The following is a 23,459-nucleotide window of genomic DNA, read 5'->3' on the forward strand; positions in this document are numbered from 1 at the left end:
CCACCACACGGATCATCGATTGGATTAGCGCACCAGGCACGGACGCTTGTTATCGAACTTCCAGTTCGGAATCAGGTATTGCATGGCCACGCCGTCGTCGCGCGCGCCCAGGCCGTGCTGCTGATAAAGCGCGTGCGCCTTTTCGATCTCGTCCATGTCGAGTTCGATACCGAGCCCCGCGGCCTGCGGCACCTTGACCTTGCCGCCGACAATCCGCAGCGGCTCTCGCGTCAGACGCTGGCCGTCCTGCCAGATCCAGTGCGTGTCGATCGCGGTGATCTTGCCGGGCGCGGCGGCCGCCACGTGCGTGAACATCGCGAGCGAAATGTCGAAGTGATTGTTCGAGTGCGAGCCCCACGTGAGGCCCCAGTCGTTGCACATCTGCGCGACGCGCACCGAGCCCTGCATGGTCCAGAAATGCGGATCGGCCAGCGGAATATCCACGGAGTGCAACTGGATCGCGTGACCCATCTGGCGCCAGTCGGTCGCGATCATGTTGGTCGCCGTCGGCAGGCCGGTCGCGCGGCGGAATTCGGCCATCACTTCGCGGCCTGAATAACCGTTTTCCGCGCCGCACGGATCTTCCGCGTAGGCGAGCACGTCGTGCTGATCGCGGCACAGGCGCACCGCTTCGGCGAGCGACCAGGCGCCGTTCGGGTCCAGCGTGACGCGGGCTTTCGGGAAACGTTCGGCGAGCGCGGTGACGGCTTCGATCTCGGCGTCACCCGACAGCACGCCGCCTTTGAGCTTGAAGTCGTTGAAGCCGTAGCGCGCTTGCGCGGCTTCGGCCAGACGCACCACCGCCTCGGGCGTCATGGCTTCTTCGGTACGCACGCGCTCCCAGTCGTCGCGGCCTTCGGCGCCGCTCGCATATTCCAGATCGGTTTTCTTGCGGTCGCCGATATAGAACAGATAGCCGAGCATTTCCACTTCGTCGCGTTGCTGGCCTTCGCCGAGTAATGCGGCAACGGGCACGCCGAGATGCTGACCGAGCAGATCGAGTAGCGCGGCTTCGAGCGCGGTCACCGCGTGAATGGTGGTGCGCAGATCGAAGGTCTGCAAACCGCGGCCGCCGGCGTCGCGATCGGCGAATTGCGTGCGCGCCTTGTTCAGGACCGCTTGCAGATTGCCGATCGACTGACCGACGACGAGCGGACGCGCGTCGTCGATAGTCTTGCGGATACTCTCGCCGCCCGGCACTTCGCCGACACCGGTGTGCCCCGCGCTGTCGCGCAGAATGACGATATTGCGCGTGAAGAACGGGCCGTGCGCGCCGCTCAGATTGAGCAACATGCTGTCGCGCCCGGCAACGGGCACGACACGCAGTTCAGTGACGACCGGAGTAGCGTTCGATTCGGAAGGTTTCGTGGACATGAGGTTGGACCCGATGAGTTAGTGAGCCGGGCGGCGAAAATCGAGGCGCTTTGCGAGCGCGCTCGATAGCGGCACCGGACGGAAACTGGCAATGACGTGACGCATACTGGGCGGCTCTGTCAATCAGTGTAGTCAGTGAGTTTTATGCTGGAGCGATTCCGGCAGCGCGTCGTGATTCACGCGCCGGTTGCGCGCGAGGAAACCGGCCGCCGCCGCGATCAACGAAGCCACCGCGAGGCCGTACAGGCCGCCGGTAATTGAACCGGTGTGCTGCTGCAGATAACCGAATGCCGCTGGCGCGAAGAACCCGCCGAGATTGCCCACCGAGTTGATCAGCGCGATCACCGCCGCGGCCACGCGGGCGTCGAGATAACCCTGCGGGATCGGCCAGAACAGCGAAGCCGCCGCCTTGAAGCCGATCGCCGAGAAACAGATCGCCACAAAGGACAGCACCGGATCACCGGAAGTCGAAGCGAACAGCCCACACGCTGCGATGACGAGCGCCACGGCGAGCCACGCTTGCTGGAAGCGCCATTTCGCCGACAACAACGCGAAACAGTACATCGCGAACATGGCGATAAGCCACGGAATCGCGTTGAGCATGCCGACTTCGAAGTCGGACAGGCCGCCTATTTTGCGGATGATCGTGGGCAGCCAGAAGGTGGCCGCGTAGATGGTCAATTGAATCGCGAAATACAGGAAGCAGAACAGCAGAATCTGCGGATCCTTGAGCAGCTTCAAGGCCGGCAGATGCGCGCCGCCATGCGCCTCGCGTTCGGCCTGCTCCGCCGCGATCGAGGTTTGCAACACATGCTGCTCTTCAGCCGTGAGCCACGAGGCATCGCGAATACGCGACTTCAGCAGCGTCCAGCTCACCGCGCACAACACGATCGAAAAACCGCCTTCGACGAGAAACATCCATTGCCAGCCGTGCAAACCGAAGCCGCGAATGGACAGCAGACTGCCGGTGATCGGACCGGACAACACCGAGGCAAGCGCGGAGCCGCCGAGAAAAACCGCCACCGCCTTGCCGCGTTCCTTCTGCGGCAGCCATTGCGTGAAGTAAAAGACCACGCCGGGAAAGAAGCCGGCTTCGGCAACGCCGAGCAGAAAGCGCAACACATAGAACGAGGTGTCGTTCCAGACGAACGCCATCGCCGCCGCGACCAGCCCCCACGTGCCCATGATGCGGGTGAGCCACGCGCGCGCGCCGTACTTCTGCATCAACACGTTCGACGGCACCTCGAACAGCGCATAGCCGATAAAGAACAAACCGCTGCCGAGGCCGTAAGCCGCAGCACCGATACCGAGATCGGTCTGCATGTGCGAATTGACGAAGCCGATGTTCACGCGGTCGATGTAGTTCGCGATGAACATGATCAGAAACAGCGGCAGCACGTGCCGCTTGACCTTGGAGACCGCTGATTCGAGCGGATCGGCAGCGGTGGTGAGAGCAGACGTCAAGATTGTCTCCAGTTTCGGCCGCTCCGGCGGCCTGATCGAGCGCAACACGGCGCGTTCAGGAGCGCTGATTCGCGCTCCAAACGCGTGATACGTTGTCTGACGACAGTCTACCGTGTTTGCATCATGCTTTCCAATGCCGTGTTTACCCTGCAATCACGCCGTTTAGGCCGCTCCCAAGCGGAACGTGGCGTTGAGCAGAAAAGGAGATAACATTAAATAGGACGTCCGACCTCCTCGGAGATTAGCGTGCTGTCTGTGCGGACTCCGCAGCCGAACCTCGTCCCCGCAAACCATCGTCAACGCGAGAATCAAATCGTTCTCATCCGGACAAACGCTATGATGGCTATACCGAGCGTCACACGTCGCGACTCGCACGCGCAACGTGCGCATTTCCAGCCGAACAATCAACCAGCCACAGAAATGAGCAGCCTAACTGAGAAGGTGGTGGCCACCCTTTCCGATGAAATCCGCCGCGGCGCCCTGAGGCCGGGCGACCGCATTCCCACCGAAGTCGCGATGATGAAGCAGCTCTCGGTGAGCCGTTCCGTGGTGCGTGAGGCGATTTCGCGCCTGCAAGCGGCCAAGGTGGTCGAGACGCGTCACGGCATCGGCACCTTCGTGCTGGAGCCGGCCACGGAAAAAACCATGCAGTTGCCCGCCGCCGATCTTTCCAGCATGCTCGACGTGATGGCGATCATCGAATTCCGCATCGATGTCGAGGCCGCCTCCGCCGCACTCGCCGCGGCGCGCCGCACCGATCAGAATCTCAAGCAGATGCGCGCCGCGCTGGAGCGTTTCGAGTCCGAACTCGAGCGCGGCAGCACGGACACGCTCGCGCACGACATCGAGTTTCATCTGCAGATCGCACGCGCGAGCGGCAATCGCTATTTCTTCGACGTGCTCAGCCAGCTTGGCCGCGCGGTGAGTCCTCGCACGCGTCTGGGCTCAGCGGAGATCGCGGAACTCGACCATATCGAGCATTTGCGCAACGTGCTCAGCGAGCATCAGATGATCTATCGCGCGATAGAACGGCAAGACCCGGACGACGCGCGCGCCGCCATGCGCATGCACCTGAGCAATAGCCGCGAACGGCTGCGCCGCGCGCACGAGTTGAGCCAGGCGAGCGGCTGATTCGCCTTTAAGCCGGCGGCTCTCTGCCGCCTTTCATCCCCACAAAAAATACAATCGTACTGGTTTAAATACCAACCGGACGGCGAGGTGCGAGCCGATACGAATTGCAAGCAACTCGCCACGTTCATCGTGTCGTCGACGCAAGGCGCGTTTCTGCTCGCCAAAGCGCAGCGCAATCCGGCGCCGGTCGTCAATCTGAAGGAAGTGCTGTTTTCCAGCGTTTTGCAGCGGGCCTGACAAGGAGCTTCCCATGACGCAGCCCGATCAGCCAGATCGTTCTGCCGCAGCCACGGCGCGCGTACCCGCGCAGACCGTGAACGGCGAGAGCGGCGCTTCGCCCGGCGCGATGGATCGCTTCGGCTCACTCAACGTGTTCGTGCGCGCCGCCGAAACCCGCAGCTTCACTGAAGCGGGGCGCCAGTTGGGCATTTCGTCGTCGGCGGTGGGCAAGGCGATCTCGCGGCTCGAAGGACGCCTCGGCGTGCGGCTCTTTCACCGCAGCACGCGCAGCATCGCGTTGACACCCGAAGGCGCGACCTTTCTGACGCGCTGTCAGCGCATCATCGGAGAAATCGAAGCGGCCGAGAACGAACTGGCGCTCGCCAATGCCGCGCCACGCGGACTGCTGCGCGTCAGCATGCCGATGGTCAGCACGTTGATGATGCCGGTGATCGCGGCTTTCATGAAGACGTACCCGGACATCGTGCTGGATATCGACTTCTCGGACCGCATGGTCGATGTGATCGAAGAAGGTTTCGATGTCGTGACCCGCACCGGCGATGCGATCGACTCCACACTCGTCACGCGCACGATGGGCACGTACCGGCATGTGATCGTCGGATCGCCCGCCTACTTCGCGCAGCGCGGTATACCCAGCGAGCCCGAACAACTGCGCGAGCACGCGTGCCTGCAACATCGTTTCCCCACCACCAACAAACTGCGGCGCTGGCCGTTGATGCGCGACGGCGAGTTGCTGAACATCGACCTTCCGACCACAGCCATCGCCACCGCCGTCGAGCCCTTGACCATGCTCGCCGAACAGGACCTGGGCCTCGCCTGCGTGCCGGACTTCACGATACGCGCGCAGCTCGCTCGAGGCTCGCTGGTTGCCGTGCTGCAAACGTACACGGATACCCCGACTGTGTTTCGCGCGCTGTGGCCTTCCGGGCGTCAGATCTCACCTAAAGCGCGAGTCTTCGTCGATTATCTGAGCGAGCATCTGTTTCCGGTTTCCGCGGCGGCGGCGCGTGGCGCCGGCCACGCTTGAATGTGAAGCCTGTGGGCGCCTGGACATTTTCAACGCGTACCGCCACGCGCGAAAGAGCCGGCGTATTCAACAATATGCTGAGCATGCCGGCTTTCATGAGACATCCTGCTTCGCGCCTTCAGCGAGCTTATGCGTTCGCGGCCTCTTCCTCATAAAATGGATAGTCCGTATAGCCCACTTCAGTGCCGCCGAAGAACGTCGGCCGGTCATACGCATTGAGCGGCAGATTAAGGCGCAAGCGTTCCGGCAGATCCGGGTTGGCGATAAAGTCGCGGCCGAACGCGACGAGGTCGGCGTCGCCGTCGACGAGGATCGCTTCCGCCGAATCGCGCTTGAAACCACCCGCGGCGATGATCGTCCCCGCATAGTGCTTGCGGATCGTCTGCGCGGCGACCGGATCCGGATTGCGGCTTTCATCTTCGACATTGCCGGCGATGCGCGGCTCGATCAGATGCAGATAAGCGAGATCGAGCTTGGCCAGTTCAGCGGCGACATAGCTGAAAAGGCCGACCGGATCGCTGTCCGACATATCGCCCCACGAACCGCTCGGCCCGAGACGCACCGCAACCTTGTTGCTGCCCCACACGGAAATCACGGCACGGGTCGCTTCCATCAAAAGGCGCGCACGATTTTCGAACGAACCGCCGTAGATATCCATGCGCTTGTTGCTGCCGTCCTGCAGGAACTGGTCGAACAGATAGCCATTCGCCGCGTGCAATTCGACGCCGTCGAAGCCGGCCTTCACGCCACGTTCAGCCGCGGTGCGGAAACTCTCCACAATGCCGGCGATCTCGCCGATCTCCAGTGCGCGGTTCGGCGTGTTGGGAATCCAGCCGGCCGTGGTGTAAGCGACGCCGCCATGCAGCACTTCCGACGGGCCCACCGGACGCCGTCCTTGCGGCTGCAACTCAGCGTTCGACTGACGTCCCGCATGATAGAGCTGCAGGAAGATCCTGCCACCCTTCGCGTGCACCGCGTCGGTGACTTCGCGCCAGCCGGCGATCTGGCTGTCGTCGTAAAGGCCGGGCGCGCCGAGGTAGCCGTTGCCTTCAACGGCGGCAATGGTCGCCTCGCCGATCAGCAATGCGCCTGCGGAAGTGCGTTGCGCGTAATACTCGACCATCAGGCGGCCGGGGCGCGCGCCGTCTTCGGCACGCATGCGGGTCAGCGGTGCGAGCACCACGCGGTGCGCGAATTCATAAGGTCCTACTTTGACCGACGTAAAGAGCTTGCTCATGATGTTTTCTCTCTCGATGTGATCCGGGGAATGATTGCCGCCGAGCGTTCCGAACACTGTCTGGCGTTGATGACAATCTATAGGCGCGGATCATCGAGAAAAACGGGCCGCGGCTCCGAAGACTTGGGAGCCTGCAGTCCGCAATGCGCTGAAACCCTTGCGCCTGCTGGACTGCACAGCCGTCACCGATTGTTTCAATGGCGCGGCAACTGTGTTTCAACAGCGCACCGGTTACTTGTCGAGCACGTCCTTGAGGCTCGCGCGACGTGTGCTGAACGTCATGATCACGAGCAAGCTCAGCACCGCGGTCAAGCCGCCGAAGTGCATAGTCGAGGCGATGCGGAAGTGATCGACCACCGTGCCGCTCGCCAGCGAGCCGAGCGCGATCGGAGTCTGCACGGTGCTCACGAACATCGACGAACCCGCCTCAGGGCGTTCCGGCGGCGTCCATTGCATCCAGATGCTGAGGCTCAGCGGGATCGCACCGTACGCGATGCCCCCTCTATCCGACGCGCCGGCATCTCACGCCGAAGGTGCGGCTTTTTATCGATGAGTTGATCGAAGCGTGGCGGCCAGTGCCGCCCTGGGAAGAAGCGGACGCCCGAGGCAGCCGCAAACGTATCAGCGCACTACGAGGCAGGCGCCTCGACATCGAGATCCATCAACGCCGAACTCAGCGACTTGCCGTGCGCATCGAGTGCGAGCGAACGCGTTACACCGCCGCCGAGCGCATTGCCGAGCACGAAGTTAAACGCTGCAATCGTGGGCAGTTCATGGCGCACCACGTCGCCCTGCACGACATCACGCAGATGCGCCTTCACGCGTTCCGGCGTCAGTACCGTGCGTAGATGTTCGTAATGCTTCGCGTCGTAACAGATCACCGAGATGTTCAGCGTATTGCCTTTGTCGCCGGTGCGCGAATGAGCCAGTTCACGTAATTTCATCTCACGCCTCCACCATCGAGAACGCCGGCGTCACATGCTCGCGCGGCAGCAAAACCGATTGCACCGCGACGACTTCGCGCGCCGACTTCGTGACGCCGCCTCCGCCCGCCGGACCGTTGGTGTAAAGCGTCTCCACCTCGTTACCGAGTTGCACGGCCTGCGCGAGCGAGGCCGTGCGCCCCGCCACTCGCGCTCGTACTTCGTACGGCTCGGCGTAACCGGCAGCCGCGGTTTCGCCATGCAATGCGTTCACGCCAATCAGATCGAAGCGCAATTCACGCGTCTCCACACCGGTCAACACGAGCCGTTCCCGCACGATATCGAGTGCGAGCCGCGCACGCGCCAACGCGCCCGGACCGCCATAGGAAATTTGCCCTTCGCCGATATAGCCATCGAAATAAGCAACCGACACCTTCAACGTATCCGTGCGCGGCGTGCCTCGCCCGCCGCGCACGCGAACGCGATCCGGCGCTTCCTGCGCGACGCGAACCTGGGAGAAATCCGCGACCACGTCCGGTTGCAGATAGCGCTGCGGATCGTGAATCTCGTACAGCAGTTGTTCCTTGCACGTCGCTTCAGTGACGCGTCCGCCGGCTTGCGCGAGCTTGGTGATGACCACGGCGCCGTCCTGCCCGACTTCGGCAATCGGAAAGCCGAGTCTCGCGAGGTCAGGAACATCCTTGAAGCCCGGGTCCGCGAAGTAGCCGCCGGTGATTTGCCCCGCGCATTCGAGCAGATGCCCGATCACCGTCGCCTGGCCGAGCGTCTGCCAGTCGTCCATGCGCCAGCCGAATTCGTGAATCAGCGGCGCGACGAACAGCGAAGGATCGGCCACGCGTCCGGTCAACACGATCTGCGCACCGGCCGCAAGCGCATCGACGATCGCGCTCGCGCCGAGATACGCGTTTGCGGACACGAGCCGCTCCTTGTAGTCCGCGACACATTCTCCGGATTCCACGAAGCTGAAGTCGCCCTGACGCACCACGTCGAGCACGTCGTCACCGGTGACGGCGGCAATCTTCACGTCGCCGAGACCGAGCGAGCGCGCGATTTCCGCGGTCTTGCGCGCCGCCGCGAGCGGATTCGCGGCACCCATGTTCGAAATGATCCGCACGCCGTTGCGCAACGCGGCCGGCAACACCGCCTTCATGCGCGTTTCGAGCAACGGGTCGTAGCCGAGTTCGGCCTCTTTGCTGCGCGCCTGTTGCGCGATCGCGATTGTCCGCTCCGCGAGGCACTCGAAGACGAGGTAATCGAGCGCGCCGTGTTCCGCCAGTTCGACCGCCGGTTCGATGCGATCGCCGGAATAACCCGCGCCCGCGCCGATACGCACGGTCCGTTGAAATTGAGTGGCTGTCATGCTCGTCACATCCGTTCGTTCAGTGATGCTCACAGTGGGAATATCCCCAGCACGACGCAAGCAATCGTCATGACGATCGACGCGCCGAACAGCAAGGGGAACGTGAATTTCTGATGGTCGGCGAGATCGATTCCGCACAGGCCGACCACGAGAAACGTGGCCGGTGTCAGCGGGCTAACCGGAAAGCCGGTGGTCATCTGGCCGAGCAAGGCGGCCTGGCCGACGTGCACCGCGGGCACGCCGAGTTGGCCAGCCACTTCCGCGATCACAGGCAGCACGCCGAAGTAGAACGAATCAGGATCGAACAACATGCTGAGCGGCATCGACAGCAAGCCGAGCGCGACGGGAATATGGCCGGCCATCGCGGGCGGCACGAACCCGACCGCCGCCTGCGCCATCGCCTTCAGCATGCCGCTGCCTTGCATGACGCCGGTGAACACGCCGGCCGCCAGCAGAATGCCCGCCATCATCAAGGCCGCGCGGGCATGCGCGTCGATCCGTTTGCGCTGCATGTCCACGTTCGGATAGTTGACCATCAGCGCAATGCACAGACCGACCATGAACATGATCGCCGGTGGAATCTTCTCGCCCATCACGACCATCGTGCCGAGTACGACCAGCGTCAGCACGATGTTGAACCAGAAGTTTTTCGGCCGGCGCAGAGCCTGTTCTTCGGGCGTCAGTTCGCGTTTGGGCATGGGCACCGACCCGCTCGCGGCCGTGAGACCGAGCCGCTTTTCCTCGCGCCGGCCGAGCCAGAACGCCATGCCGAACACGAACACGAGGCCGATCGCCTGCACGGGAATCAGCGGATTAAACAGCGCCGAGATCGGCAGATGCAGCGACGCGGAGGCGCGAATCATCGGCCCTGTCCACGGCAAAAAGTTGATGCCGGCCGCCATTGAAACCGCCGCCGCCAGCACGCGCCGATCCATCTTCAGGCGATCGTAGAGCGGCAGCATGGCCGGAATCGTGACCAGAAAGCAGACAGCGCCGGAGCCGTCCAGATGGATCAGCAGCGCGAGCAGCGTAGTGCCCATCACGATGCGCGTGGGCCGCGTGCCGACGGCGCGCAGAATGCGGTCGATGATCGGATCGAGCGTGCCCGCGTCAGTGATGGTGCCGAAGTACAGAATCGCGAACACGAACATGCCGACGACCGGCGCGAGATTCTTGAGCCCGTCGATCACGAACTTGCTGGTCTGAAACCCGAAGCCGCCGATAAGCGACGCCGCAATCGGCACGATGATGAGCGCCACCAGCGGCGACATGCGTTTCGACAGAATCGCGCCGAGCAGCACGACGATGGTTGCGAGCCCCAGTAATGGCAGCATGTGCTTGTCTCCAAAGATTGTTTTTTACTGCGATCCAGCGTAAGTTCGAAGCGGCTATAAATCAATTGAAATGATTTGATCGCAGCAATTACAAACCATCATGGATCTGAATCTTCGGGACATCCGCGCGTTTATCGCCGTCGCGCAAACGGGCAGCTTCACGCGCGCGGCGACGCGGCTGCATCTGTCGCAACCGGCGCTGACGGTGCAGATTCGCCGGCTCGAAGAAACGGTCGGCATGCGCCTATTCGACCGCAACAGCCGCAATGTCGCACTCACACCGACCGGCCGTGAATTGCTGCCACTGCTACAGAAGTCGCTGCATGACATGGAGCATGTGTTGATCGACGCGCGCGCCCTGGGCGTTGGCGCAAGCGGTACGGTACGGATCGCCTGTTTGCCGACGTTCGCGGCCAGCGTCCTGCCCGAACTCGTGCAGGACATCAAGAAGGCCGTGCCGCGCGTGAGCTTTCATGTGCGCGACGTGGTCGCCAGCATGGTCAACACGTTGGTGCGCAACGAAGAGGTCGACATCGGGCTGACCGGCGGCCAGCTCGACGATGCCGCTTTCGAGGTGCTGCATGCGGGCATCGACCGGCTGGTTGCGGTGTTCCCGAAACGGCATGCGCTCGCTCGGCGGCGGCGCATCACGCTGGCCGATCTCGCGGCCGCGCCGCTCGTGTTGACCGCGCAAGGCACGAGCGTGCGGGCGGTGGTCGATAGCGCTTTCGCGAACGCCCGCTGCACGCCGGAGATCGCGTGCGAGCCGACCTACATGATGACCGCGGTCGCAATGGTGCGCGCCGGCCTCGGCGTAACGATCCTGCCGGAGTCGGCCCGCGAAGTCAGGGCGGAGCCCGAGTTGATCGTGCGCGCGGTCGACGACCCCGCATTCACTCGCCCTATCGCGCTCATCAAAAAGCGCGGCCGGACATTGCCGCCCGTAACCGAGACCTTCGTTTCGATGCTGATCGAGAAGCTCGGCGAGAAATGAACAGCAGCCGAATGCGCGTTAGCTTTCATTTTCAAACAGAGCCCGAATATCGCCGTTAATCGTCTGATTTAATTTAACACTCCCGCGCTAATATCGGCTTCGCGGGAGTTCGGGGGATTAAAGACCGCTCGCGCGTGTTTCCAAAACTCCAAAACTTCGAAAACGAAAACTGATAATGAGTCAATTTCGAATACTCGCGGCGACCGCGGCTTCGTTCGCTCTGACAGCGCTGACCGCTCCGGCGTATGCGGCACTGGGCGGCGCACCGACCTATCCGGTCACGGCCAGCAGCACGAGCGCAGGGGCGGCCGGCCAGAATAACGCGGCAGTGGCGCGCTTCGCCGCCAGCGGCAATGCGGCCTCGGCGAATTACACGGTGAGCCAGACCACGCTGCCCTCGGGCACCGTCGTAAGCGAGTACATCAGCGCCGGCAATACGGTGTTTGCCTTGAGCTGGGAAGGCCCGACCATGCCGCCGCTCAAGACACTGCTCGCCACTTATTTCCCGACTTACGTCCAGGCACTCACCGACGCCCACGCCACGCAAGGCGGCGGCTACGGGCCCGCCGTCGTGCATCAGTCGGCGCTGGTCGTGGAGACCGGCGGCCATATGGGCGCGTTCGTGGGCCGTGCCTATTTACCGCAAGCGCTGCCGCAAGGCGTGAGCGCTGACGATATCAAGTAACTCATTAAAATCATTAGAGAGAGAACAACAGTGCGCAAAATCGCAAGGATTATTGCCGCGGGGCTCGGGCTCGGGTTGGCACTCAGTCTCGCCGGCTGCGGCGGGGGTGGCGGCTCCAGCAACAACGCAACGGCCAACGCACCAGTTGCCGCCAGTGCGCCGGTGGGCCCGGGCAACACGACGTCCAATCCCCTCGTCACCGACTCGACACCCAACGTGCTCGCCGTCGACGCCTCCGCCGTGCCCACACCAGCCAATGCCGGCAACACAATGTCGGTCACGGTCAGCGCAACAGGCATTCATAATCAGCCGATGGTCAGCGTCAAGATCTGCGCCCCCGGCTCCAACGCAGCCACGAGTTGCACGACGATTCCGAACGTGATCGTCGATACGGCGTCGTTCGGGCTGCGACTGGTGCGCTCGGCGATCCCGAACGCCACGTTCAGTGCGCTCACCGCCGAAACGGACCAGTCGAGCGGCCTGCCGCTTGCTGAATGCGCATTGTTCGGCAGCGGTTATGCATGGGGTTCGGTGCATCTCGCGGACATCGGGCTGTCGAGCGAGGTTGCCCCGTCGGTGCCGATCCACGTGATTGGCGATCCCGCGCTGACCATTGCCGCACCGTCTGAATGCCAGGTCGGCCGTCAATTGGCGAGCGCGGCCGATCTCGGCGCGAACGGCATTCTCGGCATCGGCGTGAGCCCGACGGACTGCGGCTCGCAATGTGCGCTGACGACGATCTCGCAGTTCTATTACACCAATGCCGGCAATGCCACCTCGGTGCCCGTCGCAAAACAGATCAGCAATCCGGTCGCGCGCTTCCCGCAAGACAACAACGGTGTGATTCTGGAGATGGCGCAGGTGTTGGATAGCGGCAGCGCGACCGCTCAAGGCACGCTTGTGTTCGGCATCGACACGCAGGCCAATAACGTGCTGAACGGCACGGGCGCGCCGATTCTCCGGACGGATCTGAATGGCGACTTCACGTCGTCATATGGCGGCACCACGTTCACGCAGACGTTCTTCGATTCGGGCTCGACGGTGCTGTTCTTTCCGGACACGACGATCGCTCGCGACACGTCGTCCGGGTACTACATCCCGGCTGCGACCGTGGGTCGTACTTCGACGCTGGCAGGGACCAATCCGGCGAGCGTGACGCTCGGCTTCAATATCGCGAACGCCGCGACGCTGACATCATCGGGGAATAGCGCGTTCAACAATCTCGGTATCTACATGACCCGGCAGTTCGACTTCGGTCTGCCGTTCTTTTATGGCCGTCATGTGTATTACGGCATTTCCGGCCGTGCATCGACGGGTGGTGGCACGGGGCCCTACGTCGCTTACGTGTCGAGCTGAGCGCCGGTCTTCCCGCCTGTGAATGACGCTCGATCCGTCATGACGGGGCAATTGTGCGGCATGACACGGCAACAGGAGGCGGACCCACACCGCCCGAATGCAAAAACTCGTAGGTCTGTTGATCTTCTGATGGCAACGCTGGCAACCTAGCGAATCACAACGCAGCATGTTGCAAGGACCGGAGTAGCGCGCCAAAAGCGCCAACTCCGGTCGACACAGCGGAGACAACGGCAATGGAACCCTCCACCCACCCGCACGACGAAGACCTCGAACACTTCGAAGCCCACGGCGCCGCGCCGCTGCCGGTCCCGAGCGACGAAGGCTACGTCGAGCACGAAGGCGCGCGAATCTGGTACGCATCGTATGGCGCAGGCGCGCCGGTGATCCTGCTTCACGGCGGTCTCGGACACAGCGGCAACTGGGGCTATCAGGTTCCGGCGCTGCTCGACGCGGGGCATCGCGTGGTGGTCGTCGACAGCCGCGGCCACGGCCGCAGCACCCGCGACGCGCGGCCCTACCGCTACGAACTGATGGCCTTCGACGTGCTGGCCGTCATGGATGCGCTGCAACTCGAACGCGCCGCGCTGGTGGGCTGGAGCGACGGCGCCTGCGTCGCGATGGTATTGGGCGCCACGGCCCCCGAGCGCGTAGCGGGCGTGTTCTTCTTCGGCTGCAATATGGATCCGAGCGGCACCAAACCGTTTGTACCCACGCCCGCTATCGAGCGCTGCTTCAGCCGCCATGCCAAAGACTACGCGCAGCTATCGGCGACACCGCGCGACTTCGAGGCGTTCGTCGGCGCGGTCAGCGCGATGATGAAAACAGAGCCCAACTATTCCGCCGACGATCTGGCAAAGATTCGCGTGCCGGTCGCGATCGTGCAGAGCGAGCACGACGAGTTCATCAAGCCGGAACACGCCGACTATCTCGCGCGCAGCATTCCGGGCGCGGAGTTGATCCTGCTGCCCGGCATGAGCCATTTCGCGCCGCTGCAAAGGCCCGCGCAATTCAATCGCGTGGTGCTGGATTTCCTGCGCCGAATTGCACGTTGAACAGGACGGCGGCGCTCCTCGCGTCTTCTGGCTGCCACGCTTCGGCGCAAGCGTCGCTCAAAACCCTCAAAATTTCACGATGCGGAACGATCACGCGCTTCGTAAAAAATCGTGGTGCGTGGCACAAATTCGGCATTTCGCAATGTCGCCCCACGTTGCATATCGTGAAACCGAATCGATAAGCCGTTATTTATAAACAATAATTTTATAAGCAACGAAGCGTCTCACAGCCACTTGCGCCGCTGCGTGCTGACGTAGACTCTTTTACAAGAGCCGGCGCTTCAGTAGTCGAGCGGAGCGGGAAGAGACAAAACACTGTCTGAAGAATCCCAACCTCTGGAACGAAGCCGCCACGGCACCGCGGTTTTTAAATGGTACTTGGGAGACTAAAAATGAAAGGCTTTCGCTTCGGTTCGAATCAGGGTGCTTTCTATATTTTGCCGGGCCAGGACGGTTGGGAGGCGACCTACGGCAATGAAACGCTCGGTGAATTTGCCAGCCCGCAACAGGCGGCGGACGACCTCGCCCGCGGCTTGATCTGCCCGCATCTCTCGGAAGCCGACGACACGTCGACGCTCGAGATTCCAGAGAAACTCAGCGATTGGGAAATCGTTCACGTGTGATGGCCGGTATGGCCATTGTCCACGTTGGCGTAGAAACGACGATGGCGCTCGAAAGCGCCATCGTCATGTTTACCGCTTGTTTCTGTGCAGCCTACGGCCTCAATGCCTTACGCAATCGCGTCCACGATCTTGTTGAGCGTGGCGCTCGGACGCATGGCCTTGCTCGTCAGTTCGACATTCGGACGATAGTAACCGCCGATATCCACCGGCTTGCCTTGTGCCGCAGCCAGTTCTTCGACGATCTTCGCCTCGTTCTCAGCCAATGCCTTCGCCACGCCGGCGAACTGCGCCTGCAGCGCCGCGTCTTCGGTTTGCGCGGCCAGTGCTTCGGCCCAGTACAGCGCGAGGTAGAAGTGGCTGCCACGGTTGTCGATACCGCCAACCTTGCGCGCCGGCGACTTGTCGTTGTCGAGGAACTTGCCGGTTGCCTGATCCAGCGTCTTGGCCAGAACCTGCGCCTTCGGGTTGTGATACGCGCTGCTCAGATGTTCGAGCGACGCGGCCAACGCCAGGAATTCACCCAGCGAGTCCCAACGCAGGAAACCTTCTTCGACCAGTTGCTGAACGTGCTTCGGCGCCGAACCGCCCGCGCCGGTTTCGAACATGCCGCCACCGGCCATCAGCGGGACGATGGACAGCATCTTCGCGCTCGTGCCCAGTTCCATGATCGGGAACAGGTCGGTCAGGTAGTCGCGCAGCACGTTGCCGGTGACCGATATCGTGTCCTTGCCGGCGCGGATGCGTTCGATCGAGAATTTGGTCGCCTCGACCGGCGTCATGACGCGAATGTCCAGACCGGTGGTGTCGTGGTTCTTCAGGTATTGCTCGACCTTCTTGATGATCTGAGCGTCGTGCGCGCGAGCCGCGTCGAGCCAGAACACGGCCGGCGTGTTGGTGGCGCGGGCGCGATTGACCGCGAGCTTGACCCAGTCCTGAACCGGCGCGTCCTTGGTCTGGCACATGCGCCAGATGTCGCCTGCTTCCACCTGGTGTTCGATCAGCACCGTGCCGGCCGCGTCCGTCACGCGAACCACGCCGTTTGCCGGGATCTGGAACGTCTTGTCGTGTGAGCCGTATTCTTCAGCCGCTTGCGCCATCAGGCCGACGTTGGGCACCGTGCCCATCGTGACCGGATCGAACGCGCCGTGCTTCTTGCAGTCTTCGATCACCGCCTGATACACGTCCGCGTAGCAGCGGTCCGGAATCACGGCCTTGGCGTCGTGCAGCGCGCCGTCCGCGCCCCACATCTTGCCCGACTCGCGGATCATGGCCGGCATGGACGCGTCGACGATCACGTCGCTCGGCACATGCAGGCTGGTAATGCCCTTGTCCGAATTGACCATGGCCAGTTGCGGACGCTGTTCGTATTGCGCCTTGATGTCGGCTTCGATCGCGGCAACCGTTTCAGCCGGCAGGTCTTTCAGGCGCGCGTACAGATCGCCGATGCCGTTGTTCGGGTTGAAGCCGGCTTGCGCCAGCGCGTCGGCGTGCTTGCTCAGCACGTCTTTGTAGAACACCGACACCACGTGACCGAAGATGATCGGATCCGACACCTTCATCATGGTGGCCTTCAGGTGCACCGAGAACAGCACGCCCTTCGCCTTCGCGTCCGCGATTTCCGCTTCGATGAAGCTGCGCAGCGCGTTCTTCGACAGCACCGAAGCGTCGATGATCTCGCCCGCTTGCACGGCCGTCTTTTCCTTCAGCACCGTCTTCGAGCCGTCCGCTGCCGTCAGTTCTATCTTCACCGAACCGGCTGCGCCGATCAGCGCCGACTTTTCGCTGCCGTAGAAATCGCCGCCGCTCATGTGCGAGACGTGCGACTTCGAGTCCGCGCTCCACGCGCCCATCTTGTGCGGATGCTTGCGTGCATAATTCTTGACCGACAGCGGCGCGCGGCGGTCCGAATTGCCTTCGCGCAGCACCGGGTTGACGGCGCTGCCCTTGATCTTGTCGTAGCGAGCCTTGACGTCTTTTTCGGCGTCGGTATTCGCGACGTCCGGATACGCCGGGAGCTTGTAACCCTGATCGCGCAGTTCGCTGATCGCGGCCTTCAACTGCGGCACCGACGCGCTGATGTTCGGCAGCTTGATGACGTTCGCTTCCGGACGCGTGCTGAGTCCACCCAGCTCCGCCAGATCGTCGGGACCCTTCTGTTCCGCGCTCAGGTAATCGGGGAATGCAGCGATGATCCGGCCGGCAAGCGAAATATCGCGCGTTTCGACGATCACGTCGGACGAGCGCGTGAACGCCTTCACGATCGGCAGCAGCGAGTAAGTCGCCAGAGCAGGCGCTTCGTCGGTCAGGGTGTAGATGATCTTCGGCGGTGTGGACATGTTCGGTGCTTTGCTAGGTGAAGTGTTAGACAGAGCGTTCGGCGGTGCCGACCAGCACGTTGCGGCAAAACAACATTGCGGCGCGACGCACGGCACTACTTTCTACGGCCAAGCCGTGAGTATATGCGTGTTTTCCTCTACTCGCTGCTAAACAAACATATCCCGGAAACGCCATCAAGAGGGTCGAGCCCCGCCAGACAAGGCTTTCGGCCGATTTAGCGTCGTCTTATGACAGATGTCTTATAGATGACTCAGAACTCGCAACAAATATATTGTTAATGCGAATCAGATGCATTACCATTTAAACGCACCTGTGTTCTTACATTTCGATTACTCCAACCACTCGCTGTCGCTGAGGCCGTTTCGCACTTTTCCAGGTGCGTGACAGGCGTCACTCTGTCCAATTCAAACAACATGCAGATATTCTTTGTCGCCGGCCGACCGGCGTTTGTGCGCGGCCAACGCCGCACTCCCTCGCTGCTGAGCGCGGGGCTTCTCGCCAGCGTCGGTTTGACGCTTTCCACGCTATCGACTTCGGGCTGGGCGCAGGTCGCGGCCAGCGACGCCGGCGCGACGCTGCCGGCCGTGAGCGTCTCGGCGTCGAAAGACACTACCGTGGCGCAGGCCGACACAATCAGCGCGGGCGCGCTGGGTTCGCGCAAGCAGGTGGACACGCCGTTCTCGACCCACGTCGTGACGAGCGACGAAGCGCAGGACCTGTTCGCGACGACCGCCAATGATCTGTACAAGTACGATCCGGCGGTCTCGGTGACCAGCGAGAACGCGATCAGCGAAAACTCCATGTTCACCGTGCGCGGCATGCCGATCGACACGCTGAACAGCGTCAAGGTGGACGGCCAGAGTTTCCCTTCGTGGGATACCGACCTCTCGCTCGAACCGTTCGAGCAGGTCGAGTTGCTCAAGGGCCTGTCGGGCTTCATGTACGGCTTCGGCTCGCCGGGCGGTATCGTCAACTACGTGTTGAAGCGCCCCACCGACACGCCGTACCGCAGCATCTCGGTCGGCTACAAGTCGGCCGGCGTGTTCAGCGAGGCGGTGGATCTGGGCGGCCGCTTCGGCAATGACGACCGTTTCGGCTATCGCCTGAACCTCGCCAACGAAAACGGCAACACCGCCGAAGACCACGGCCACGTGCGCCGCCAGGTCGCTTCGCTCGCATTCGACTTCCGCATCACGCCCGATCTGACGTGGAGCGCCGACGCGTTCTACCAGAAGCGCAGAACCAACGGCACGCTGTTCGGCCTGATGTTCGGCGCCGACGCCGGCGGCATTCCCGACGCGAGCAAAGTCACCCACGCGCTCACGCAACCGCAGAACTACTATGAGACCGAAATGGCCTCGTTCGGCACGGGCCTGGATTACCGCATCTCCGAAAACTGGCATGCGAGCATCAAGTATCGCTTCGCCAAGGAGAACCGCACGAATTCGGATAGCTTGCTGTTCGTCACCGACCCTGCAGGCAACTACTCGAACACGCTCTACGCGGCCATGACGCGCTACTTCTATCAGAACGTCGACGGCATGGTGCAAGGCCATTTCAACACAGGCAGCATCAAGCACGACGTGGTGGTGGGCGCGGGCTTCCTGACGCAAACCAGTGAGTACAGCAACAGCACGGGTTGGAACGACGGCTACTTCCTCGGCAACGGCAATCTGTACGCCAGCACGTTGCTGACCAACGACGAAGTCAGCATCGGCTCGAACCTGTACCGTCAGCAGCGCACCACGCAAGCCGCCGTGTACGCGAGCGATACCGTGCAACTCACGTCGCGTCTGTCGGCACTGGTCGGCGTGCGCTACACGCAATATCAGCAGCACGTGTACGACCCGAGCGGCGCGGTGTCGTCGCAGTATCAGGCGGACCCGGTTACGCCGACCTTCGCGTTGATGTTCAAGACCGATCCGTACTCGACGCTGTATGCGAGCTACGTGGAGTCGCTGGAACAAGGGGGGGCGGCTTCGAACACCAACCTCAACTACCCGGACACCTTCGGCCCGCTGCGCAGCAAGCAGTACGAAGTCGGCTTCAAGACCGATCACGCCAAGTGGGGCGCCAACCTCGCGCTGTTCCGCGTCGATCAGGGTTACAACTACACGAACGTCGACAATATCTTCGTGCAGGACGGCACCAAACGCTATCAAGGCCTCGACGCGAGCGGCTGGCTTGCGGTCACGAGCGAATGGCGCGTGCTGGGCGGCGTGATGTGGCTCGATACGAAGGCCGTGGACGTGAACGACCCGACCGTGGAAGGCAAGCGCATCTACGGCGCGCCGCGCTTCACCGTGACGGGCCGCATCGAATACAACCCGTCGTATCTGCGTCCGCTGACGCTGGCATTCGGCGGCAAGTACGTCGGCAACCAGGCCGTCGATGCGCAGAACACTCAGTTCGTGCCGGCATACACCACGTTCGATCTGAGCGGCCGCTATGAGACGAAGATCGCGGGCAAGGACGTGACGTTCCGCGCGGGCATCAACAACCTGTTCAACCGCCGTTACTGGACGACGGCGTGGGGCTACTACGTGGCGCCGTCGCCCACGCGCACTGCCGTAGCCAGCGCAACGCTGCAGTTCTAAGCATCGCTTGAACGAGGGGCGCCCCTGGCGGGCGTCCCGATCATGGCGGGAATCTCCGCAACCAGCGCATCGATCGCACAGCGCGTTTTCAGCGGCAGATAGCGGCTTTTCGGCCACACCAGGTGAATCTCCTGAGCAGGCCGGAAACAATTCTCCATCACCGTCACCAGCTCGCCTGTTTTCTCATAACGGGCCAATAGCCAACTCGGCAGCCATGCGAGGCCGAAACCGGCGAGAGCGGCATCGACAATCCCTTTCATGTCGTCGAAACCGAGTTGCGGCTGAACCTGCGCGCGGCGGATTTGCCCGTCGACGTCGACCACATCCCACGGCTGCGCCGATCCTGCTCGCAAGTAGGCGATCACCGCATGGCCGCGTAATTCCTCCACGTTGCGCGGCGTGCCATGACGCGCGAGATAAGCCGGCGCGGCGCCGATACTCGCATGCTGCATGCCGAGCTTGCGCGCGGCGAGGCTCACGCTGTCGGCGAGCGGGCCCACGCGCACCACGAGATCGAAACCCTCTTCAATCACGTCCACGAAGCGGTCGGTAATCGAAATGTCGATCTTCAATTGCGGATGCTTGCGCGCAAGTCCGAGCAGCACAGGCGCCACGCAGTAGTGACCGAAAGCCTGCGGCACGCTCACGCGCAAACGGCCTTGGGGCTCGCGTCGGCCAGAGTCGAGATCGGCTTCGGCGGCTTCGAGTTCGGCCAGCGCGCGCACGCAGCGGTCGTAGTAAGCCTGGCCGTCTTCGGTGAGACGCTGGCTGCGCGTCGTGCGATTGAGCAGGCGCACGCCGAGGCGCTTCTCCAGCCGCACGATCACTTTGCCGACCGCCGAGCGGGTCAGGTTCATCCGCTCCGCCGCGAGCGCAAAACTGCCCGTTTCCACCACGCGTACGAAGGTCGTCACGCCGTCGAGGATGTCGCTCATCTGTTCGCCCTATTGGTTCCCATGGAGACGCATTTCCGGGATTTTTATGCGTCAATCGGGACGTGATTTCCCCCTATATTACACAGTCCATGGTGGGCGAGCCCATCGACTAACGAGGTGAATATCCATGTCACAAGACCCGATCGCGCCGCCACGGCGTGCACAACGGCCCAGCACGAACGCAGCGGTTCGACGTCAACCGATCTCGCGCGAAGCGCATCGTGCACGAAGCGTTGCGAGCGACGACACCCCACAACCCGCCGCTTTCCTCTCGCTCCGCAAAAACACTTTGGCGTTGGGCGCGGTATGCCTTGCGTCGCTGATGTTCGGCCTCGAAATCTCCAGCGTGCCGGTGATCCTGCCGACGCTCGAACGCGTGCTGCACGGCGACTTCAAAGGCATGCAGTGGATCATGAACGCCTACACGCTCGCGGTGACCACCGTGTTGATGGCGACCGGCACACTGGCGGACCGGTTCGGCCGCCGGCGCATCTTCGTGATCGGCATCGCGTTGTTCGGCATCACCTCGTTGATCTGCGGACTCGCGCAAAGCGTGCCGACGCTGATCGTCGCGCGCGTGCTGCAAGGCGCGAGCGGCGGCGCCATGCTGATCTGCCAGGTGGCCGTGCTATCGCATCAGTTCAACGAAGGCCCCGAACGCGCTCGCGCATTCAGCGCGTGGGGCATCATCTTCGGTATCGGACTCGGCTTTGGGCCGATCGTCGGCGGAGCCATCGTGGCGTTGTCGAGTTGGCAATGGGTCTTCTGGGTGCACGCGCTACTCGCTGTCGTGACCTTGACGCTCGTTTTCAGCGGCGTGCAGGAATCGCGTGACCCGCACGCGCATACGCTCGACGTTGCCGGCATCGTCACGTTGTCGCTGGCGGTGTTCGGGCTCGTGTATTTCATCACGCAGGTTCCGGCGCTTGGTTTCAGCAATCCACGTGCGCTCTTCATCATCGCGGCGACGCTGGTCGCTTTCGTGGCTTTTCTGTTTGCCGAGAAACTCAATGCGCGGCCCATGTTCGACTTTTCCGTGTTCAGGATTCCGCAGTTTTCCGGCGCACTGATGGGCTCGGCGGGCATGAACTTCAGCTTCTGGCCGTTCATGATCTATCTGCCGATCTACTTCCAGATCGGCCTCGGCTATGACAGCGTGAGCGCAGGACTCGCGTTGCTCGCCTACACGCTGCCGACGCTGCTGTTTCCGCCGCTTGGCGAACGTCTGGCACTTCGTTACGGCTCGGGAATCGCCATACCTGTCGGACTGTTTACGATCGGCGTCGGCTTCATGCTGATGCGTTACGGCAGCGGCGCCGCGCATGCCAACGCATGGACCCTGTTGCCAGGTTGCATGATCGCGGGCGCGGGCCTCGGTCTCACCAATACGCCCGTCACCAATACGACGACCGCTGCGGTTCCCGCGGAACGCGCCGGCATGGCGTCGGGCATCGACATGAGTGCGCGGATGATTACGCTCGCAATCAACATCGCGTTGATGGGTGCGATCCTGGTCGGCGGGATTCTCTTTAACCTGAAGACGCAATTGCCGAAGACGCTCGACACCGCGCCGCTCGGCAGACTCGCGGAGAAGATTGCGGCGGGCGATGTCGAAGCGGTCAGAACGGGGATGCCCGTGTTGGCGCAAATCGACCCGTCGGGCAGCGTCGTGCATGCCGCGTTGATCCAGGGCTTCGGCTGGGTGATGGTCTACGGCGGAGTCGGCGTGTGGGTGCTTGCCGCGCTCAGTTTCGTGATTTCGGGCAGCGCATCGAGAAGACTAAAAAGCGAGAAGCCCGCGCCGGCGAAGCAGCAGCAACAACCAGCCCGATGCGACGCGTGTTAGTTAGCGCTTCATCGACGGCGCGATGCGCAAGCAGATAAGTTTGGAGCGGCGCCTACACGCCGCCTCACCGCTCACGCTTCCACTTGTACCTTCTGGCCCGCCATCATCGCGAGCCCTTCATTCAAAGCCGGGAAAAGACTGCGGTTGAAATTGTTCCAGCGCAGTTCGAGGATCGTATCGTCCTTATCGATTTCGGTATTCAGCACGTCGTGAATCACCTCGCCCGAATCGATACCGTTGTCGACATAGTGAAACGATGCGCCGGTCAGATAGAGCGGTTCGACCGCCACGGTCTCCATCGTCTTCCAGTTGACGACCTTCTGGCCGCGCGCTCCGTAGAGCGCATCGAGCGTCGCATAGGCGCCGCGCCGCTCGTACGGCGATTCGGCGCGCGTCACGCCCGGATGAATGTTTACGATCTTGCGATAGAACGGCGCGCCCGGCCGAACCAGTTCGTCGAGAATGATCAACAACCCGTCGAGCACGACGATATCGGCCTTCAACTCCACCAGCGTATCTAGCAGATGCTTTTCGAAAGCGCTCTTGCCTGCCGGTCGTCCGGGCGCATCGAGCGGCTCACGCCGGTACGTCGATGGAATGGCGAGCAGCAGATCGTTGACCGGCTTGCCCTGCACACGCAGATTCGGCGGATAGAACCAGCGCTTGCCCGGTTCGTAAGCGAAGCCGTATTCCTTCAGTTTCTCGCGATCCACGCTGGACCCGGCGTCATCGTCGTAAATGACTTTTTCGAGTGAATACTGGTCGCCCAGTTCGGTGTCGTTGAGCGCCTCGACGAGTGACTCCAGCACCGACTTCATGTAGCGCGTGCCGCTCTTGTACGCGACGTCTTGCCCGGCCTTGTCGGCGGCTGCGTTTCTCAGCGACCAGATATAAACGAGTTTTTTCTTCGGCATAGTGGTTTC

General features: G+C 62.3%; 20 protein-coding genes. 10 read left to right on the forward strand and 10 right to left on the reverse strand.

Features of this window, described 5'->3' with window-relative positions:
- Nucleotides 1–24 precede the first annotated feature (24 nt).
- Both gudD and B0G73_RS05360 read right to left on the reverse strand, forming a co-directional pair.
- The gene (gene gudD / locus B0G73_RS05355; RefSeq protein ID WP_106278608.1) at nt 25–1,374 is read right to left on the reverse strand and encodes a glucarate dehydratase; all 1,350 of its coding nucleotides are present in this window, start codon (nt 1,372–1,374) and stop codon (nt 25–27) included.
- 132 nt (nt 1,375–1,506) lie between these two features.
- A complete protein-coding gene (locus tag B0G73_RS05360; RefSeq protein WP_106279156.1) occupies nt 1,507–2,838 on the reverse strand; it encodes an MFS transporter in 1,332 nt (443 codons plus the stop codon).
- A gap of 420 nt (nt 2,839–3,258) precedes the next feature.
- Between B0G73_RS05360 and B0G73_RS05365 the strand changes: the two genes are divergently transcribed.
- From B0G73_RS05365 to B0G73_RS05375, 3 genes are all read left to right on the forward strand, one after another.
- On the forward strand, nt 3,259–3,969 hold the full coding sequence (locus B0G73_RS05365; RefSeq protein ID WP_106279158.1) for a FadR/GntR family transcriptional regulator: 711 nt from the start codon (nt 3,259–3,261) through the stop codon (nt 3,967–3,969).
- Between the two features lie 87 nt (nt 3,970–4,056).
- The gene (locus tag B0G73_RS05370) at nt 4,057–4,206 is read left to right on the forward strand and encodes a hypothetical protein (RefSeq protein ID WP_181196498.1); all 150 of its coding nucleotides are present in this window, start codon (nt 4,057–4,059) and stop codon (nt 4,204–4,206) included.
- A 13-nt stretch (nt 4,207–4,219) separates the two neighbouring features.
- Nucleotides 4,220–5,236: a LysR family transcriptional regulator gene (locus B0G73_RS05375; protein ID WP_308706111.1), complete on the forward strand. Its 1,017-nt coding sequence runs from the start codon at nt 4,220–4,222 to the stop codon at nt 5,234–5,236.
- 127 nt (nt 5,237–5,363) lie between these two features.
- Here B0G73_RS05375 and B0G73_RS05380 read toward each other — a convergent pair whose 3' ends face one another.
- The 5 genes from B0G73_RS05380 to B0G73_RS05405 form a co-directional block, all read right to left on the reverse strand.
- Nucleotides 5,364–6,473 carry an alkene reductase gene (locus B0G73_RS05380; RefSeq protein WP_106278610.1) on the reverse strand — a complete coding sequence of 370 codons (1,110 nt, stop codon included), beginning with the start codon at nt 6,471–6,473 and terminating at the stop codon, nt 5,364–5,366.
- Between the two features lie 231 nt (nt 6,474–6,704).
- A complete protein-coding gene (locus tag B0G73_RS05385; protein ID WP_181196499.1) occupies nt 6,705–6,929 on the reverse strand; it encodes a hypothetical protein in 225 nt (74 codons plus the stop codon).
- Nucleotides 6,930–7,102: 173 nt separating this feature from the next.
- Nucleotides 7,103–7,417, reverse strand: coding sequence for a hypothetical protein (locus B0G73_RS05395; RefSeq protein WP_106278611.1), 315 nt, complete (start codon nt 7,415–7,417; stop codon nt 7,103–7,105).
- 1 nt (nt 7,418) lies between these two features.
- Nucleotides 7,419–8,777 carry an acyclic terpene utilization AtuA family protein gene (locus tag B0G73_RS05400; RefSeq protein WP_106278613.1) on the reverse strand — a complete coding sequence of 453 codons (1,359 nt, stop codon included), beginning with the start codon at nt 8,775–8,777 and terminating at the stop codon, nt 7,419–7,421.
- Between the two features lie 29 nt (nt 8,778–8,806).
- Entirely contained in the window at nt 8,807–10,111 is a 1,305-nt protein-coding gene (locus B0G73_RS05405) for a CitMHS family transporter (RefSeq protein ID WP_106278615.1), read from the reverse strand.
- Between the two features lie 100 nt (nt 10,112–10,211).
- On the opposite strand from B0G73_RS05405, the gene B0G73_RS05410 reads away from it, so the two are divergent.
- From B0G73_RS05410 to B0G73_RS05430, 5 genes are all read left to right on the forward strand, one after another.
- The gene (locus B0G73_RS05410) at nt 10,212–11,105 is read left to right on the forward strand and encodes a LysR family transcriptional regulator (RefSeq protein WP_106278617.1); all 894 of its coding nucleotides are present in this window, start codon (nt 10,212–10,214) and stop codon (nt 11,103–11,105) included.
- 175 nt (nt 11,106–11,280) lie between these two features.
- Entirely contained in the window at nt 11,281–11,790 is a 510-nt protein-coding gene (locus B0G73_RS05415; protein ID WP_258193186.1) for a DUF2844 domain-containing protein, read from the forward strand.
- 30 nt (nt 11,791–11,820) lie between these two features.
- Nucleotides 11,821–13,146, forward strand: coding sequence for a DUF3443 domain-containing protein (locus tag B0G73_RS05420; RefSeq protein WP_106278619.1), 1,326 nt, complete (start codon nt 11,821–11,823; stop codon nt 13,144–13,146).
- A 233-nt stretch (nt 13,147–13,379) separates the two neighbouring features.
- Nucleotides 13,380–14,198: an alpha/beta fold hydrolase gene (locus B0G73_RS05425; protein ID WP_106278621.1), complete on the forward strand. Its 819-nt coding sequence runs from the start codon at nt 13,380–13,382 to the stop codon at nt 14,196–14,198.
- Between the two features lie 392 nt (nt 14,199–14,590).
- Nucleotides 14,591–14,821 carry a hypothetical protein gene (locus tag B0G73_RS05430; protein WP_106278622.1) on the forward strand — a complete coding sequence of 77 codons (231 nt, stop codon included), beginning with the start codon at nt 14,591–14,593 and terminating at the stop codon, nt 14,819–14,821.
- A gap of 107 nt (nt 14,822–14,928) precedes the next feature.
- On the opposite strand, the gene B0G73_RS05435 is transcribed toward B0G73_RS05430, so the two are convergent.
- Nucleotides 14,929–17,157: an NADP-dependent isocitrate dehydrogenase gene (locus B0G73_RS05435; RefSeq protein ID WP_106278624.1), complete on the reverse strand. Its 2,229-nt coding sequence runs from the start codon at nt 17,155–17,157 to the stop codon at nt 14,929–14,931.
- Nucleotides 17,158–17,571: 414 nt separating this feature from the next.
- On the opposite strand from B0G73_RS05435, the gene B0G73_RS05440 reads away from it, so the two are divergent.
- The gene (locus B0G73_RS05440; protein ID WP_106278626.1) at nt 17,572–19,755 is read left to right on the forward strand and encodes a TonB-dependent siderophore receptor; all 2,184 of its coding nucleotides are present in this window, start codon (nt 17,572–17,574) and stop codon (nt 19,753–19,755) included.
- On the opposite strand, the gene B0G73_RS05445 is transcribed toward B0G73_RS05440, so the two are convergent.
- Nucleotides 19,752–20,690, reverse strand: coding sequence for a LysR family transcriptional regulator (locus B0G73_RS05445; protein ID WP_106278628.1), 939 nt, complete (start codon nt 20,688–20,690; stop codon nt 19,752–19,754). The genes B0G73_RS05440 and B0G73_RS05445 overlap by 4 nt on opposite strands.
- 127 nt (nt 20,691–20,817) lie before the next feature.
- Between B0G73_RS05445 and B0G73_RS05450 the strand changes: the two genes are divergently transcribed.
- A complete protein-coding gene (locus B0G73_RS05450) occupies nt 20,818–22,536 on the forward strand; it encodes an MFS transporter (protein WP_106278629.1) in 1,719 nt (572 codons plus the stop codon).
- 71 nt (nt 22,537–22,607) lie between these two features.
- Here the strand turns inward: B0G73_RS05450 and B0G73_RS05455 are convergent, their stop codons facing one another.
- Nucleotides 22,608–23,450 carry a formyltransferase family protein gene (locus B0G73_RS05455; protein ID WP_106278631.1) on the reverse strand — a complete coding sequence of 281 codons (843 nt, stop codon included), beginning with the start codon at nt 23,448–23,450 and terminating at the stop codon, nt 22,608–22,610.
- Nucleotides 23,451–23,459: the final 9 nt, after the last annotated feature.

Origin of the sequence: Paraburkholderia sp. BL25I1N1 (assembly GCF_003002025.1) — a bacterium.
Taxonomy (GTDB): domain Bacteria; phylum Pseudomonadota; class Gammaproteobacteria; order Burkholderiales; family Burkholderiaceae; genus Paraburkholderia.